General features: G+C 60.9%; 17 protein-coding genes and 1 pseudogene. 11 read left to right on the forward strand and 7 right to left on the reverse strand.

All coding sequences use genetic code 11. The annotated features are described in order from the left end of the window. Window positions 1–4 precede the first annotated feature (4 nt). On the forward strand, window positions 5–388 hold the full coding sequence (locus ACP7B3_RS22325) for a hypothetical protein (RefSeq protein WP_426180832.1): 384 nt from the start codon (window positions 5–7) through the stop codon (window positions 386–388). A gap of 313 nt (window positions 389–701) precedes the next feature. Here the strand turns inward: ACP7B3_RS22325 and ACP7B3_RS22330 are convergent, their stop codons facing one another. Then, window positions 702–995: a DUF6124 family protein gene (locus ACP7B3_RS22330; RefSeq protein WP_426180834.1), complete on the reverse strand. Its 294-nt coding sequence runs from the start codon at window positions 993–995 to the stop codon at window positions 702–704. Window positions 996–1,480: 485 nt separating this feature from the next. Between ACP7B3_RS22330 and ACP7B3_RS22335 the strand changes: the two genes are divergently transcribed. After that, on the forward strand, window positions 1,481–2,470 hold the full coding sequence (locus ACP7B3_RS22335; protein WP_426180836.1) for a hypothetical protein: 990 nt from the start codon (window positions 1,481–1,483) through the stop codon (window positions 2,468–2,470). Between the two features lie 2 nt (window positions 2,471–2,472). Next, window positions 2,473–2,835: a hypothetical protein gene (locus ACP7B3_RS22340; protein WP_369302670.1), complete on the forward strand. Its 363-nt coding sequence runs from the start codon at window positions 2,473–2,475 to the stop codon at window positions 2,833–2,835. Window positions 2,836–2,866: 31 nt separating this feature from the next. On the opposite strand, the gene ACP7B3_RS22345 is transcribed toward ACP7B3_RS22340, so the two are convergent. Next, window positions 2,867–3,004, reverse strand: a complete 138-nt coding sequence (locus ACP7B3_RS22345; RefSeq protein WP_426180838.1) for a hypothetical protein — start codon at window positions 3,002–3,004, stop codon at window positions 2,867–2,869. A gap of 17 nt (window positions 3,005–3,021) precedes the next feature. On the opposite strand from ACP7B3_RS22345, the gene ACP7B3_RS22350 reads away from it, so the two are divergent. The 3 genes from ACP7B3_RS22350 to ACP7B3_RS22360 are packed head-to-tail and all read left to right on the forward strand — an operon-like array spanning window position 3,022 to window position 3,933. Continuing rightward, entirely contained in the window at window positions 3,022–3,384 is a 363-nt protein-coding gene (locus ACP7B3_RS22350; protein WP_169366369.1) for a hypothetical protein, read from the forward strand. Continuing rightward, the gene (locus tag ACP7B3_RS22355; protein WP_124417036.1) at window positions 3,374–3,568 is read left to right on the forward strand and encodes a hypothetical protein; all 195 of its coding nucleotides are present in this window, start codon (window positions 3,374–3,376) and stop codon (window positions 3,566–3,568) included. Before ACP7B3_RS22350 ends, ACP7B3_RS22355 begins: the two co-directional genes overlap by 11 nt. A gap of 2 nt (window positions 3,569–3,570) precedes the next feature. After that, complete coding sequence (locus ACP7B3_RS22360; RefSeq protein ID WP_242200109.1) at window positions 3,571–3,933, forward strand: hypothetical protein; 363 nt, start codon at window positions 3,571–3,573, stop codon at window positions 3,931–3,933. 59 nt (window positions 3,934–3,992) lie between these two features. On the opposite strand, the gene ACP7B3_RS22365 is transcribed toward ACP7B3_RS22360, so the two are convergent. Genes ACP7B3_RS22365 through ACP7B3_RS22375 form a run of 3 tightly spaced genes read right to left on the reverse strand, consistent with a single transcriptional unit; the run spans window position 3,993 to window position 8,054 of the window. Continuing rightward, window positions 3,993–5,333, reverse strand: a complete 1,341-nt coding sequence (locus tag ACP7B3_RS22365) for a c-type cytochrome (protein WP_426180840.1) — start codon at window positions 5,331–5,333, stop codon at window positions 3,993–3,995. Window positions 5,334–5,349: 16 nt separating this feature from the next. Next, window positions 5,350–7,587, reverse strand: coding sequence for a molybdopterin cofactor-binding domain-containing protein (locus ACP7B3_RS22370; RefSeq protein WP_426180842.1), 2,238 nt, complete (start codon window positions 7,585–7,587; stop codon window positions 5,350–5,352). Next, window positions 7,587–8,054 (reverse strand): (2Fe-2S)-binding protein, encoded by a 468-nt coding sequence (locus ACP7B3_RS22375; protein WP_426180844.1) that lies wholly within the window; start codon window positions 8,052–8,054, stop codon window positions 7,587–7,589. Before ACP7B3_RS22375 ends, ACP7B3_RS22370 begins: the two co-directional genes overlap by 1 nt. A gap of 270 nt (window positions 8,055–8,324) precedes the next feature. Between ACP7B3_RS22375 and ACP7B3_RS22380 the strand changes: the two genes are divergently transcribed. Continuing rightward, window positions 8,325–9,065 (forward strand): hypothetical protein, encoded by a 741-nt coding sequence (locus ACP7B3_RS22380; protein ID WP_262206160.1) that lies wholly within the window; start codon window positions 8,325–8,327, stop codon window positions 9,063–9,065. 131 nt (window positions 9,066–9,196) lie between these two features. Further along, window positions 9,197–9,487: a hypothetical protein gene (locus tag ACP7B3_RS22385; protein ID WP_426180846.1), complete on the forward strand. Its 291-nt coding sequence runs from the start codon at window positions 9,197–9,199 to the stop codon at window positions 9,485–9,487. Between the two features lie 67 nt (window positions 9,488–9,554). Here the strand turns inward: ACP7B3_RS22385 and ACP7B3_RS22390 are convergent. After that, window positions 9,555–10,020 (reverse strand): annotated as a pseudogene (locus ACP7B3_RS22390) (helix-turn-helix domain-containing protein). 291 nt (window positions 10,021–10,311) lie between these two features. Between ACP7B3_RS22390 and ACP7B3_RS22395 the strand changes: the two are divergent. The 3 genes from ACP7B3_RS22395 (at window position 10,312) to ACP7B3_RS22405 (ending at window position 14,233) form a co-directional block, all read left to right on the forward strand. Further along, window positions 10,312–12,429 (forward strand): TonB-dependent receptor family protein, encoded by a 2,118-nt coding sequence (locus ACP7B3_RS22395; RefSeq protein ID WP_426180848.1) that lies wholly within the window; start codon window positions 10,312–10,314, stop codon window positions 12,427–12,429. 332 nt (window positions 12,430–12,761) lie between these two features. Then, on the forward strand, window positions 12,762–13,304 hold the full coding sequence (locus ACP7B3_RS22400; RefSeq protein WP_426180850.1) for a sigma-70 family RNA polymerase sigma factor: 543 nt from the start codon (window positions 12,762–12,764) through the stop codon (window positions 13,302–13,304). After that, entirely contained in the window at window positions 13,301–14,233 is a 933-nt protein-coding gene (locus tag ACP7B3_RS22405) for a FecR family protein (RefSeq protein WP_426180852.1), read from the forward strand. The genes ACP7B3_RS22400 and ACP7B3_RS22405 overlap by 4 nt, the downstream gene beginning before the upstream one ends. 1 nt (window position 14,234) lies before the next feature. Here the strand turns inward: ACP7B3_RS22405 and ACP7B3_RS22410 are convergent, their stop codons facing one another. Beyond that, a complete protein-coding gene (locus ACP7B3_RS22410; RefSeq protein WP_426180854.1) occupies window positions 14,235–16,067 on the reverse strand; it encodes a sigma-54-dependent Fis family transcriptional regulator in 1,833 nt (610 codons plus the stop codon). Window positions 16,068–16,391 lie beyond the last annotated feature (324 nt).

Consider the following 16,391-nt stretch of genomic DNA (forward strand, 5'->3'; position numbering starts at 1 on the left):
GAATATGCGGCCACTTGAAATGAGCATTGAGGGCATTGAGAAGCTTTCCATTATTCCAGATTTTGATTTCTATAATCTAAATCTTGTGCTGGGGCTCAGCTTGCAGCGAGAAAATATGGGGCACGCAGTTGATACTTACAGAGTTACCTTAGAGATGCTTTATGAGTCTGAGCAGTCGGCGTTTGAAGTTATTTTAGGGTTTGCAGGGGTTCGTCGTTTAGCAGTTCCTGATGTGTGTGGGAGTTTTTACTTGAGCGAAGTTGAAGTGGATGACGTCTCAGCAGATCAGCTTGAAGGAGTTAAATATAGGCTGAAAGACTATGGAGGCACAGGGTTTGAAGTGCTTGCTCGGGAATTTTCAGTTGTCAGCTGCAAGCAACACTTGTGAAACGAGAGTTAAACGCGAAACGGGGGCAGTTCACAGTTCTGTAAAGGCAATCAGCATTGCTCTTTGAAGCATGTGAATGGTGGTCTGGCCCCTATTTCTTTCTGCACTACTGGAGCTGTCCTGAGCAAGAGAAATAGAAGAGAAATAGGGGGCAGGCCACGGTTTTGTAAAGGTAATCAGAGTTGCTCTTTGAAACAGAGAAATAGGGGGCAGACCACGGTTTTGTAAAGGTAATCAAAAATTGCTCTTTGAAACATGTGAATGGTGGTCTGACCCCTATTTCTTCCTATTTCTTCCCTATTTCTTCTATTTCTTATTTGGTGGGGTTCAGGCACTCGATGGAGCGGTCTACGGTGGTCTTGGCCATTTCCAGCAAATGCCACACCGCCAGAATTTTCGCCCGCTCGGGGTTAGGCAGTTGCTCACTGCAGTTAAGTGTCGTGGCCGAAGCGCTGTCGAGCAAGCTTGAGGTGTAGAGCAGGGCGTCTTCGAAGCTCAGGTCTTCGATTTGAACGCCTTGGGCTGGCAGGTAATGGTCGATGGCGCGGTTGAAGGCGGCGCGGTCTTTAGTGGCGTTGCGGGGTGGATCGGGGACGACTTTTTTCATTTTGCAGCTCCTGGGTGATCAAGGAGCCGACACATTTCGCGACTAAACGTAGGGTGGCGGCTGTACGCAGGTTAGTCGACCGGTCAGGAGCATCCGGCGCGCCCGAGGGCGCCCTGCGCACAGCCACCATTAAACTTTATGGGACGATGCGCCTACTCCTAAATCCGAGCGACTAAACCCGATCACTGATAAGCAGTGACGGACCGCAGACTAGCCATCGATTCGAGGAGGCACAAGGCGGCAGGAATTGTCTAGGAAACGTCCTGCAATTTAAAGAGACACGCCCTGCTGGCCCTTCAAAAACCATGACTGAATGCCACTAACCCGCCCATCAACGGTGGTGGTGAATGGCTTTTTGTAGGTGCTTTTCCCCTGCGACGTAGGCGGCTTCTGAAATATCACTCAGCCTACCCAGGCTTGTGTGCGGGGCGTATCCGCTTGCTTATATTCCGACGCCAACTTCATTGCATCCAGGGATGTGAGGCATGGCGCAGGGCTATATCAACGACCGCACCACGGACTACAACGGCTTGAAATCCCGGTTGATGGGCAGTGCCCCTAGTCGGCAGCGTTCCGACCATTTCGACGTGCTGAACAGGCACCTGCGGCCTGGGCTGGTGATGCCTGGGCAGTTGGTGATCGTTCCCGACCCCTACAGCGTGACCTGTTCGATGGAAGAGGCCTGGCTGGTACGCCGGGCCGAGGCAATTCGTCGTGAGTTGGACGCTGGCGCCGGACCCCAAGTGGTCAATAACTATGACCTGCTACAGAGTTTTTTGGGGTACGGCTCGTTGGGCGTGGGCAGCGCGACGTCAGCGTGGGCCCGGCATCTGGATGAAGTGGCGCAGACACTGGAGGCGATTGAGCAGCTGCATCAGCGCCTGAAAAACACTGGTTTGGACCGTGAGGCGTTTCTTCGCCAGCGTAAGGCGTTGTTCGGGCTGCTGGACACCCAGCTGCAAGGTGCGGCGCGATTTGGCACCGGATTGCAGGGCAATCAGGCGCTGAAGAAGGTGTTGGGGATTTCTACCAAAAGCTATCTGCAAAAGGGCGAGATCGCCGGGTATGCGCAGCGGATGCGGGATATTGCGCAAACGTCGAAATGGTTGGGCAAGGGCGCGTATGTGGGATTGGCACTGGACGTGGGCGTGGCAGGGCTGGAAATCAAGGAGGCGTGTGTGGCGGGGCGGGAGGCGCAGTGTCGGCGGGCGAAATATGTGGAGACGGGGAAATTGATGGGAGGGGTGGCGGGGGCTTATGGCGCAGGGAAGCTGGGTGCAACATTAGCCCGTAGCGGCTGTAGGGTTCTTTTGGGCATCGCGGCTAAAGGTAACGGTGCGCTGGCCTGCGCAGTGATCGGCGGCGCTGCGGGCGGGTATGCGGGAGGAAACGTATTCGGCACTGGCGGTGCGTTTCTGGGCGGGAAGATCGAAGAGATCGACGGTGATTTGATCTTTCAACCAGAGGGCGCTTAAGCATGGATTTTCAACTCATCCTGGCAATCTTTTTATTTGCAGGGGCGTTTGTTGGCGCGGGACTCACTTTATATGCTGAGTGCACAAAGCTCGAAGCCCTGGAAAGCTACTTCAGCCAGAACAAAGTGATCTGCGACAACAAACGCTTTTGGGGCAGAAATCAGCATATCGACAGGTTTCATCGCATGCTCGTGATCAATGGCCTGTTGGGAATGCCTAAATTTCACATCAAAAGAGGGGAGGTAACCGAGGCTGAACTGGCATCCGTGCCCTTGTCCCTCAAACGTTGGGCGTTGTGGCCGTATCGTTTTGGAATGGTATGGTTTGCCGGCTGTATGCTTTGGTCCATTTTGTATGGCTGGTAGCCCGGGACGCACGGCGGTCCGGGCTGCATTCTCACGGGTGCTTGACACTGGCGTCGCGGCTAAAGAAAACGGTGCGCTGGCCTGCGGAGTGATCGGCAACGTATTCGGCACTGGCGGTGCGTTTCTGGGCGGGAAGATCGGAGAGATCGACGGTGATTTGATCTTTCAACCAGAGGGCGCTTAAGCATGGATTTTCAACTCATCCTGGCAATCTTTTTATTTGCAGGGGCGTTTGTTGGCGCGGGACTCACTTTATATGCTGAGTGCACAAAGCTCGAAGCCCTGGAAAGCTACTTCAGCGAGAACAAGGTGGTCTGCGACAACAAACGCTTTTGGGGCAGAAATAAACACATCGACAGGTTTCATCGCATGCTCGTGATCAATGGCCTGTTGGCAATGCCTAAATTTCACATCAAAAGAGGGGAGGTAACCGAGGCTGAACTGGCGTCCGTGCCCTTGTCCCTCAAGCGTTGGGCGTTGTGGCCGTATCATTTTGGAATGGTATGGATTGCCGGCTGTATGCTTTGGTCCATTTTGTATGGCTGGTAGCCCGGGACGCACCACGTTTCTGGCGGCATTCTCACGGGTGCTTGACACTGGCGTCGCGGCTAAAGAAAACGGTGCGCTGGCCTGCGCAGTGATCGGCAACGTATTCGGCACTGGCGGTGCGTTTCTGGGCGGGAAGATCGAAGAGATCGACGGTGATTTGATCTTTCAACCAGAGGGCGCTTAAGCATGGATTTTCAACTCATCCTTGCAATTTTTATGTGTGCAGGTGTGTTCGTGTTCTCGGGGCTCACTCTATACGCTGAGTACACAAAGCTCGAGGCCCTGGAAAGCTACTTCAGCGAGAACAAGGTGATCTGCGACAACAAACGCTTTTGGGGCAGAAATAAGCACATCGACAGGTTTCATCGCATGCTCCTGATCACTGAACTGTTGGGGATGCCTAAATTTCATATCAACAGAGGGGAAGTAACCGAGGCTGAACTGGCGGCCGTTCCTTTGTCCCTCAAACGCTGGGCGTTGTGGCCGTATTATTTTGGGATGATAGTGGCTGCCAGCGGTGTCCTCTGGACCCTTTTGTACGGTTGGTAGGCCCGGGGGCACACCGCGCCCCGGGCTGCATTCCCACGCGGGAGCGTGGGAGCCCTCTCTCAGCGCATATGCAAAATAATCGGGCTGCTGCTCGCCGGGTCCGTATGCCCGCGCAGCGTGTTCACCGCCGCGGCATCGACTGCGCCGCCATTGTTGCCCCACGTACCCCGCACGTAAGTCAGCACCTGCGCAATTTCCTCATCCGACAACTGCTCCCTGAACGCTGGCATCCGGTAAGCATCCGGCACACCGGCGGTCACGATCCGTTGTGAGCCATTAAGCGTGATGTTGATCGCCGACGCGTTTTCCTTGGCCAATGCTGAGGTGGCGCCCGCCAGCGGTGGCATCCACTCCGGCTGGCCCTTGCCGTCCAGGCCGTGGCAGGAAGCGCAGCGGGTCGCGTAGGTATGGGCACCCGGTACGTCCGCAACCGCGTTGACCGCCTGATACTGCCACGGCGAACCGTCCCGCTGCGGGTCGCCAGGCAAGGACTTGAGGTAGCGGGCGATGGCGTTCAAATCCTCATCGCTCATGAACTGCGTCGAGTTGTTGAACGCTTCGGTCATCGAGCCATACACCACCGCGTGCTGGTTACGCCCGGTCTTGAGGAACCGCACGATCTCGTCCTCACTCCAGCGGCCCAGCCCGGTGTTGTGGTCCTGGCGCAGGCTCGGTGCATACCAGCCATCGAGCAGGCCGCCGGCCAGGTAGGGCGCGCCGGACTCGTCCAGCGCCTTCTCGTTAAAGGCCAGGCCGCGCGGCGTGTGGCAACTGCCGCAGTGCCCCGGGCCCTGGACGATGTAGGCGCCGCGGTTCCACAGCGCGTCCTGGGCGGGTTTGGCCGCGTAGGTGGCGTTGGGTGCGAACACGCCGTTCCACAGGGCGATGGGCCAGCGCATGTTCAGCGGCCAGGGAATGCCGCTTTCGATGTTGGGCTGATTGGCCGGCTCCACGCCTTGCATGAAAAACGCGTACAGCGCACGCATGTCGTCGTCGTTGAGCTTCACATAAGAGGGATACGGCATGGCCGGGTAGAGCCGTCGCCCACCGGGTGCCACGCCATGGCGTACGGCGCGGTCGAAGTCGGCGAGGCTGTAGGTGCCAATGCCGACATTTTTGTCAGGCGTGATGTTGGTGGCGTGAATTGCCCCCAACGGCGTGGCCATCTCCAGGCCGCCAGCGAACGGCGCCTTGCCCGGCAAACTGTGGCAGGCCACGCAGTCACTGACGCGGGCGACGTACTCGCCGCGGCTGACCAATGCCGGGTCGGCTTTGGCGGCAGGTTGTTGATCAAAAGGCGAGGCGGGCTCGCGGGTCACGTACCAGGCCAGTACGCCTGCGGCGACCGCGCCGGCCAGCACCAGCCAGCCTGCGGTTCTAGCCAATCGTTGGTTGTTCATGCGCGTTCCTTGTCGGTCAGGCGAAAGTGTATCGGCTCAAAGGCAGGCTACGAATGCGCTGGCCGGTCAGGTGCGCGACTGCATTGGCCACGGCCGGCGCCACTGCAGGTAACGGCGGTTCGCCGATGCCACCCATTTTTTCACCACTCTCGACGATCTTGACGTGCACCTGCGCCATGCGCGACATAGGCAGGATCGGGTACAGGTCATAGTTGCGCGCCCGTGGTTTGCCGTCCACGTACACCGCTTCCTCCAGCAAGGTTTGCGACAAGCCCAGGGCCACCGCGCCATTCACTTGCGCTTCAACAATCGCCGGGTTGACGATGCTGCCCGGGTCGATGGCTTCCCAGATGTGGTGCACCTTGACCTGGCCGTTTTCGATCGACACTTCGGCGACCACCGCAGCGTGGGAGCCGAACGGTGAGGCCATGGCCACGCCGCGTGCACGGCGGCTGCCGTCTTCGGCGGTGTAGGGGCCACGCTTCCAGCCACCGGACAACTCGCCCACCGCCTTCAGCAGCGTAGTCAGCCGCGGGTTATCGCGCAGCAAATGCAGGCGCAGCTCGTAGGGGTCTTGGCCGCCTTTGTCGGCCAGCTCATCGAGGAAGGCTTCATAGAAGAAGTCATTCAGCGAATTGCCCACCGAGCGCCAGTAGCCGAGCATGGTCGGGCCTTTGACGTAGATCTGCGCGATGCGTTTGTTGGGGATCGCGTAGCTTTTGCCCGACAGCCCTTCGAGGGCCGTGGGGTCGATTTTGTCGCCCTGTTTACCGGCGATGGCTTCGCTGGGGCCTTCGGTGGCACTCACCGCTTCAATGGCTACCGGCAACCCTTGCGCGTCCAGCGCGGCGCGGAACTTGACCACGGCGACCGGGCGCAGCACATCGCGCAGAAACTCCTCTTCACGGCTCCAGATCAGCTTGACCGGGCGACCGACTGCCTTGGCCAGCGCGATAGCTTGCGGGTAAGGGTTGGCCGAGTCATACAAAAAGTGCCGGCCGAAAAAACCGCCCAGCAGCGGTGAGTGCAGGGTGATCTTCGCCGGGTCGAGGCCGGTGCGTTTGGCGATATCGGCGCGGAACATATCCGGCGCCTGGTTCGGCAGCCACACCTCCAGCGTGCCGTCGGGGTTGAAGCGTGCCAAGGCCGACGGCGGCTCCAACTGGGCGTGGTTGACGTACTGGTTATGGTAGGTGGCTTCGACTTTGGTTTTGGCGTTGGCCAGCGCGCCGGCCACATCGCCTTCGTTTTCATCGTCACGCGCCGGGCCTTGCTGGGCGGCGAGGAAGTCGCGGTACTTGTCGCTGGAAAAATCCGCCGGCATCGCGCGTACGGTCGAATCTGCAGCGGCTTCCAGCCATTCCACCTGGATCGCCTCCACCGCGCGCTTGGCGTGCCACCAGCGCTCGGCCACCACGGCCACGGCGCCGGGCAGTTGATGCACCGAGTGCACGCCCTTCATGGCTTCGACCTGCGCCTGGTTACGCAGGCTGCCCACGGTCATGCCCAGGCGCGGCGCGTGCTGGACGGCGGCGTGGAGCATGCCGTCAACTTTCAAGTCGATGCTGTATTGCGCCTTGCCGGTGGATTTGTCGTAGGCATCCAGGCGTTTGACCGGCTTGCCGATCCAGCGGAACTGGCTCGGGTCGCGCAGGGTGATGGTGGCCGGGTCGGGCACCGGCATGTCCAGGGCGCGCCCGGCCAGCTCACCGTAGCCCAGCGAGCGGCCGGAGGCGGCATGCACCACGCGGCCGGGTGTTGTGGTCAGTTGCGCGACCGGCACACCAAGCTGCTCGGCGCCGGCCTGCAGCAGCATCGCGCGGGCCAGGGCGCCGAGGCGGCGCATGGTCGGGTAACTCATGCGCACCGACATGCTGCCTCCGGTGATGCGCATACCGTTTTCCATCACCACATACGCATCGCCGGGCGGCGCGGCCTCGACGATGAAGGTGGCGGGGTCGGCGTCCAGCTCTTCACCGACAATCTGCGCCATGGCGGTGTGAGTGCCCTGGCCGCCTTCCATGAAGGGGCTGAGCAAACGCACGGTGCCATCAGGGCGAATCTCTAAAAATGCCGGCACCTGGGTGCCGCGTTCTGCCGCGTCGGGCGTGGCGGCGTAGGCCCTGGGCGTGCCCAGCGGCAGGCCGAAGCCAATGACCAGCGCGCCCACGGCGGTGCTGGCCAGGAAGCGGCGCCGGGACAGGTTGATCGGTTCGCCCAATGGCGTGTCGAGGACGGCGTTGCGCGTGTTCATCAGGCGCTCTCCTGCCGGGCGGGCTGAACGGCCAGGTCATGCACCGCTGTGCGAATGGCGTTGTAGGTGCCGCAGCGGCACAGGTTGATCATCGCCGCCTCGATCTGCGCATCGCTGGGCGCCGGGGTGTGCTTGAGCAGCGCAGTGGCGGCCATCACTTGCCCGGACTGGCAGTAACCGCATTGCGCCACCTGATGCTCGACCCAGGCCGCGACCACGCGCTTGCCCACGTCATCGGCTTCGATCGCCTCGATGGTGGTGACCTCGCGGCCAACCACACCCGCCACTGGCGTGACGCACGAGCGCACCACGTTGCCGTCCACCAGCACCGAGCAGGCGCCGCACTGGGCCAGGCCGCAGCCGTATTTGGTGCCGGTCAGCCCCAGGTCATCACGGATCACCCAGAGCAGCGGCGTATCGGCGTCGGCATCGACCTCGTAGGATTTCTGGTTGATACGTAATTGCATGGTTCACCTGCTGATCATCGGTTGGTGTGGCTTTTTTTATAAGTTGCCCATCGTTGCACTCTAGACCACGGCGCAACAGCTATCGATCCAGTCATCGACAACTCGGAGGATCAGGCAAGAATTCGACAGGATTGCACCACTGCGCGTGCTTTTAGCCTGTAGGCCTTTGCTGATCCAGGCCGGTGCGCCGCACTTTTTTTCATTCTTCTGATCTATCCCTGTCACGACCGCGCTCATTCTGCGCGTGGACAGCAGCCAGACCCGGTGCCGATGGATCGAACGTCAATTGCTTTTATCACCCGCTGGCCGCTGCTGATCGCAGCGGTGTTTATGCTCTGTGCCACCGGCTGCAGCCAGCAACAGGGCCGCGATATCGCCAGGCAGTTGCGCGATGGCAAGCCCGATGAGTTTTTTCAGACCAGCGTCGACCGCATGGCAACCCTGAGCATGCGCGACAACCTGCAAAGCCTCTACGTGCTGATGAACAAGCTCTACCTGCGCAACCCTAACCAGTGGCGCCAATCGGGTTATACCGATGCCGTGAGTGCCGCGCGGGAAATTCGCCGTGCCATCGAGAACCGGCAACCGCTGCCTGCCCTGGGGGACCGTCGTGACCTGGTGGCATTGAGCTATTCGCTGAGCCCGGAGTTTCGCGGCGACCGGGTCGGGGCGTTTATCTATGCCATCGGCAGCATGCTGGTGACTGCACACGGTGGGCGCACGCAGTTTTATGTCACCGACTCGATCAACCCGCAATTTGTCAGCAATGCCGCGCGCAATATCGAGAAAGCCACCTGGCTGCTCAGCCAGCGTCAGGACGCCAATGGCGTGTTGCTGCTGTTCTCCAATGAAATCTCGGAGGAGGGCAGCAACCTCAGTTTCGCCGTTGAGTTCGGCAAAGTGGTTGCGCGCCTCGACCTGCTTGCCCAAATGCTTGACGAGCGTTACCGGCGCGTTGCACTCAATTACGCGCAGAGCTTGCTGCTGATGAATTTTTTGCCCGTGCAGTGATGCGGGGACCGATCATGCGGTGCGGCATTTCCCTTTCATATGTGGGAAACGGCCTATCTTGCCCCCCTTTGCTTGAAACATACCCACGGTCGGCAATAGCCTCGGACTTTTCTTAACGATGAGTGCCTACCTTGGGAAAGCGCAAAACGGTTTGGCCTACTGATCGCGAAGTCCGCCTGCGATTTATCCTGTTTGCCGTGATCGACGTGGCAAGTGCTCAAGGCGTCCCCGCTGACGTGCTATTGCCCGCCCACAAACTGCTGCGCGACGCGCCGACAGAGGCGCAGTTGCGTGACGCGCTCGCGAATGTTCTGGCGTGTGACGAAATGCTTGGGTTCAGATTTGCGCAGGGCACGGAGGCGGATGATTTGCTGCGCTCGCTGGCGTCGACGGCCGATGAGACCGGTGCGGGGTTTATTTGAAGCGGGTTAGATCGTTTATTTCCTTACGATTGGTCTCAAGAGCCTAATCGCATATCTACAGCGGCGTTTATCTGCCTATGCAAGAGGCCAAAAACGCCACCGCCTCGCTGTCCGCCGAGTTGCGGTAGCGGTGGGGCTGGTCGGTGTAGAACAGGATCGAATCGCCGGTGGAGGGCCGTGTCGTAGGGGAACTACGCGCGGCTGACAAACGCACCATCGGCGCTCACCAGGCGTTTGCTCTGCTGCGCCGGCAACACTTCGACGCCTTCAAAGGCGCGGTCTTCTAGAAAGGCCGCCACTGACACCTTCAACCCCTTGGCAATTTTGCACAGCACCTTGATCGACGGCACGCTGCGGCCCGATTCGATCTGCGCCAGCATTGCCCGGACGCCGCAGGCGCGTGCCAGGCCGTCCAGCGACAGGTGGCGTTTGGTGCGCAGGCGCTGCGCGACACACAGGCTGGTGTCGTCGTCATCGGTGCCAGGTTTTGGAAGCGGTTCGGTTGACTCGGCAAGTGCCTGCAGAAAATTCATCGGTCTTACGCCTGGCGCGTATCAATGGAGGGCGCCGCCTGGGCGGTCAACACGGCAAGCCCGGCGCGTGCCGTGTACATCGCCCACATCAGCTCGGCCGTATTTCCTTAAATACTGAGTTTGCATGTGTTAATTCGATTTTGGACTTAACCAACACAGGCCGTCCGAAGCTGTTGTGGGAAGGGTCTGGTCCGTTAATAAGGCGTGACTCGCTAAGCCTGCGTGGCTTCCCACCCCTGTTCGCGTGCTCGGCCCAGGCCTGTCGCGCCCCCAAATTCCAAGGATCTGCTCATGCTGTTGCGCCAACCTCCGCTCCTTTTTGCCGCCTTGACCCTCAGTTCACTGGTGCAGGCCGAAGACCTGCAACTGGCACCGATCGAGGTCACCAGCAGCGAGGTCAGCGCAGGCGAAGTGGCCCAGGCGCAACTCAACAGCGTGCCCGGTGGCACCAACTACATCGACATGAGCAGCGTGCAGCAGGGCCGGGTCAGCACCAATGAAGACGTGTTCAAGTACCAGGCCGGGGTGTACGCCAAGGCGGCCAACAATGAAGGCGTGAAGCTTTCGATACGCGGTTCGGGCTTGAACCGCAGCCCCGGTTCGCACGCCTCCGGCCTGTATGAAATGTTCGACGGTTTGCCGCTGACCGGCCCAGGCGGCACACCCTACGAACTCAAGGACCCACTGTGGCAAAGCCGCGTCGAAGTGCTGCGCGGCGCCAATGGCTTTGACCAGGGCGCGCTGGCTTTGGGTGGGTCGGTGAATTACGTCACCCGCACGGGTTACGACGCACCCAAACTGCAGGTGCGTTATGAAGCAGGCAGTCGCGGTTATGCCCAGCGCGAGATCAGCTCCGGCCAGGTGCTGGGCGATGCCGACTATTACATCAGCCTTACCGACTCCGAATCCGATGGTTACCAGCACCAGAGCGCCGGTACCGGCAAGGGCATCGCCGCCAACTTTGGCTACCGTTTCAATCCGGACCTGGAAACGCGCTTCTATTTTCGCTACCGCGAAACCACCAATGACACCCCCGGCAAGCTGACGCGTGAGCAGATCAGCCACGATCCAACGGCCGCCAACAGCCTCAACGCCGCCCGCGATTCCAAGCGTTTGCAGCCCGGTTCGACCTGGATCGCCAACAAGACCACCTTGCAGTTGGATGACAATTCCCGCGTTGAAGTCGGGCTGGCCTATCACGACTATCCGATGGACTTGCGCGAGGGCACCAATCGCCTGAAAGTCGCCTACACCGACGTCAGTGGCACGCTCAATTACATCCGCCAGGACCTGGTGTTCGGCCACGACAGCAAGACCACGATTGGGCTGCGCAGCACCCAGGCGATGCCGAATAACGGTGCCTCGGAATACGTGCGCACGCCTGCCGGTAACACGGCTATTTACGCGCCCGGCACCAAGACCCGCGACTACAGCTATCTCGGCACTGACACCGTGCTGCATGTCGGCAACGACTTGGAGCTGATACCGGACCTGTGGCTGACCACCGGCCTGGCCGCGATCTACACCCGCCGCGAAACCCAAGTCACTTATCCCGAAGGTCAGGCGCCGTTGAGCCAGCACGACTGGGATTACGCCCCGCGTATCGGCCTGCGCTATGACTTCAACGCGCAATTGCAGGTGTATGGCAACCTGAGTCGCTCGGTCGAGCCACCGCACGCGTGGTCGATGATCTGGGGTTCCAATAAATACTTTCCCACCGGCAGCGGCCCGGCCACCGGCTTGCAGCGTGAAGGCGTGAGCCTGCGCAATCAGACCGCTACCACTGTGGAAGTCGGCGGCCGTGGCGAACAGTGGTTTGGCCAGTGGGACCTGGCGCTGTACCGCTCAGAAGTGCGTCACGAACTGCTTACCGTCGAAACGCAGGCGCAAACCGCCACCACCAACGCGATCGTCGCCGAAGCCAACGCCAGCCCCACCGTGCACCAGGGTGTGGAACTGAGCCTGCTCAGCCCGCTGTGGGACGGCGGCGGCAATGGCCAACTGGCCTTGCGCCAGGCCTACACGTTCAGCGACTTCCACTACCGCGACGACGACCGCTTCGGCGACAACACCCTGCCGGGCATCCCCAAGCATTACTACCAGGCGCAACTGCGCTACAGCCACCCGACGGGGTTCTACACCAGCCTCAACACCGAGCATTCCTCGCGCGTGGCGGTGGACTACGCCAATTCCTACTACGCGGCGGCCTACACCACCCTCGGCGCCACCTTCGGCTACGACGCGCCCCAGCAGGACTGGCAAGCCTGGGTCGATGTGCGCAACCTCACCAACCGGCGCTACGCCAATACGGTCACGCCGGGCTATGACGACAAGGGCCTGGATGTGGCACGGTCCACACCGGCAGACGGGCGAGGTATTTTTACCGGCGTGTCGTGGAGTTGGCGTTAAGCAACACTTGTATGACGAGGGGGCTCACTGTGAAGCGCGGGCTTCCTGTGGCGAGCGGGCTTGCCCCGCGTTGGGCTGCGCAGCAGCCCCAAAACCAGCGACCGCGTTCTACCTGCCAAAACGCGGTGGGCCTACTGGGGCCGCTGCGCGCCCCAACGCGGGGCAAGCCCGCTCGCCACAGGAAGCCTGCCCACCACAGGAAGCCCATTCGCCACAACTGCCAGCCTGTAAAGCCCGAAAAGCAGCAGACCTGAGCCCCCCTTGCCCTCATACCGTTTTGCTGGCATTGTTCGCGCAATTGGTAATATTTCCCATTTGAGAAGTTTTTGCGCATGCATGACATTCCGGCCGCGCCGGGCGATGGCGCCCGTCAGCAGACCCTCACGGCAATGTACCGCGAGCACCACGGCTGGTTGCACGGCTGGCTGCGCAAAAAACTCGGCTGTTCGCAGCACGCCGCCGACCTGGCCCACGACGCATTCATCCGCGTCCTGATGCTGGCCGCCCCCCACAACATCAAGGAACCGCGGGCTTTTCTGGCCACCACCGCCGGGCGTTTGCTGATTGACGGCGCGCGGCGCCGCCGCATCGAAAAGGCCTACATGCAAGCCCTGGTGATTGAGTGCGAAGACGCCGGCATGCCCGATCCGGCGGCAATCCACGTGGCGTTGCAGGCCCTGGAGCGCATCGCCGAGATGCTCGCCGGCTTGCCCGCCAAGACCCGCGAAGCCTTTCTGTTAAGCCGCCTCGACGGGCTGACGTACAGCGAAATCGCGTGCTGCCTGGACGTGTCGCCCAGTACCGTCAAAAACTATATTTCCACGGCGCTGGTGCATTGCTACCACAGCCTGCACGCGGCGGACCCGCTGTCGTGAGCACTGAACACATCATCCAGCAGGCGGCGAACTGGCTGACACGCCTGCACGACGAAGACGTCAGCGACGCCGACCGCCAGGCCTTCAACACTTGGTGCCAGGCCGACCCGCGCCATGCCGTCGCCATCGACCGCATGCGTGCGCTGTGGGGCAATTTCGACGCCGTGCCCGCGCGCCCGGCGCGCATCGCCCTTAACCGTGCCTTCGCCCCACGACGCTCGCGTGGCGCACAGGTGCTGGGTTTACTCGGCGTATTGATCTGCGGCTGGGTCGGTCTGGAGCGCGCGCCAGTGTGGATGGCCGATCAGCGCACCGGTGTCGGCGAACGTCGCCAGGTCGCCCTCGAAGACGGCAGCCGCTTGCAGCTCAACAGCAACTCGGCCGTGGACGTGAAATTCGACGGCCACCAACGCGTGATCCAGTTGCTGCAGGGCGAGCTATGGGTCGAGGTGGCCAAGGATGCGCAACGGCCGTTCGTGGTGCGCACCGATCAAGGCACGGCCACCGCCTTGGGCACCCGCTACCTGGTCAAGCGCGCCGCGGACGGCACCACCGTGGTCACGGTGATCGAGTCCAGCGTGGCGGTCAAAGGCGAGGGCGCAGAAGGCGTCAAGGTCGCAGCCGGCCAGCGCGCGGTGCTTGACCATGGCCGCGCCCAGTCGCCGCAGGCGATTGGCAACACCGACCCGGACGCCTGGACGCGTGGCCTGCTCAAGGTCAATGACCAGCCCTTGAGCGATGTGCTGCAAACCCTCGCCAGCTACCGCCATGGCCTGGTGCGGTTTGACCCACAGGCCCTGCAAAACCTGCGGGTGTCCGGTGTGTTCAAGCTCGACGACACCGCGGCGGCGCTCGCGACACTGGCCGATAACCTGCCGATCAAGGTGGAGTACTTCACGGACTTGCTGGTGGTGGTCAAGCCGCGTTAAGTCAAGGTTCATGCTGGCGCAGGCGCTTGTACAACGTGTTGCGGCTGACGCCCAACTCCCGCGCCAGGTGGGAAATATTGCCGCCAGCGGCCTTCAAGCGTTGCGTGAGGTCGATGCCATCTTCCACACCCTGGTTGGCAGGCAACGGCGCTGGCACGTTCAAATCCACAAAAAAATCATCCGGCAGGTGCTCGGGGCGCACCGGCTGCTCCTCGGCCATGGCCAGTGCTACCTGCAACACGCTGCTGACCTGGCGCAAATTGCCCGGCCACGGGTGTTGCTCGAACAACGCCAGCACCTCGGCACTCAGCCCGGCCCATTGAGTTGGCTCGCGGTGCTGCTGCCACAACTGCTGGAACAGCGCCTGCTTGTCGGTACGCTCACGCAACGGCGGCAGCTCCAGGGTCAGGCCGCCGATGCGGTAGTACAAATCCTCGCGAAAGCGCCCGGCCTGCACCCATTCGCGCAACGCGCGGTTGGTGGCGGAGATGATACGCAAGTCCACCGGGAACAGCTCGCTGCTGCCCACCGGCTGCACGCAGCGCTCCTGCAACACCCGCAGCAAACGGGCCTGGGTCGGCAGCGGCATATCGCCGATCTCATCCAGAAACAACGTGCCTTTGTCCGCCTTGCGAATCAGGCCGATGCTGCCTTTCTGATTGGCGCCGGTGAAGGCGCCTTTTTCATAGCCAAACAGCTCAGACTCGACCAGCTCCGCCGGAATCGCCGCACAGTTCACCGCGATAAACGCCTGCGCGCTGCGCGAGCTGGCCTGGTGCAGGGCTTTGACGAACACCTCTTTGCCGACGCCGGTCTCGCCGTGGATCAGCAGCGGAATGTCTTTTTCCAGCAGACGCTCGGCCTGGCGCACGGCTTTTTCCACACGCGCGTCGCCAAAGTGCAGGGTGTTGAGGCTGATCGAGGTCGGCTTCAGCTCGGCAGGCTTGCCCGGCTTGGGCTCACTGAAGACTCGCGCCTGTATCGGCATCTTCTTCGGCCGTTTCAATAAACACTGAAACCGATTGCGTCCCGCCGCCTGCAGCGAGAACGGCAAGCCTTCCGGCTGGTTCAGCAACTCCAGCAACGAGACCTTGAACAAACTGTCGATCAGCACCCGCGACAAACTGATGCCCAGCAAGTTGTCCGCACGGCGGTTGGCCGACAGCACTTGACCGCTCTCATCAAAAATCAGCAGCCCGGCCCACTGGCTGTCGAGGTTGTTCAGGCCGGTGTTAAAGGTCAGCTGGAAATGCTCGCCGCGAAACAGGTTGAGGATCAGCCGGTTTTCTACGGTCTGGCTCATCATCTTGACCATGCCCAGGGTATGGGAGGGCGGTAGATAGCTGTCGCTGGACACATCCAGCACCGCGATGATTTCGCGCTGGGCATCAAAGATCGGCGCCGCCGAGCCGGTCATGAAGCGGTTGGCCTTGAGGAAATGTTCGTCGTGCTCGATATGCACCGCCTGGGCACAGGCCAACGCGGTGCCGATCGCATTGGTGCCGCTGCTGCGCTCCCTCCAGCTGGCGCCGGCGCTGAAACCGCGCGCCAGTTTCGGCTCGATAAAGCGCTGGGTGCCCCACGAGGTCAGGACCTGGCCCTGGTTATCGGCCAGCATGATCAGGCAGTTGGAATTGCTCAGGATGTTTTCGTAATAGGGCAGCACTTCCTGGTGGGTGGTCTGCACCAGTGAATGCTGGCTTTCCAGTAATTGGCTGATGCCCTCGGCGGGCAGTTGGTCAAAGCTGGGCGTGCTCTGGTGGTCCAGGCCAAACGCGCGGCAGCGGCGCCAGGAATCCTGGATGAGGGTGTCGTGAGCCAAGGGTTCGGCCATGGAGGCGACCTTCTTTTTTATTGTTATTGGGCTTGCACAATCTGGCTGAAGAAACAGGGTCGAAATGTGGGAGCGGGCTTGCCCGCGAATGCGGTGGGTCAGTCAATACAGATGCCGACTGTTCTACCGTCATCGCGGGCAAGCCCACTCCCACCTTTGATTCGCGTCGCCCATCAATTGTTGTTCACAACTGTTCATTGTCAACCCCGCGCCTGTTCAGTTGTTCAGCCCCAGGTGTTCACCTGTGTTCATGCTCGAGCGGCGTATTCGGCCCATGTCCTTACAGATCAATCACCTGCCAGTTCTGGCACGAAACTCGCTCTG

It is taken from the genome of Pseudomonas sp. TWRC1-2 (assembly GCF_049896685.1).
GTDB lineage: Bacteria > Pseudomonadota > Gammaproteobacteria > Pseudomonadales > Pseudomonadaceae > Aquipseudomonas.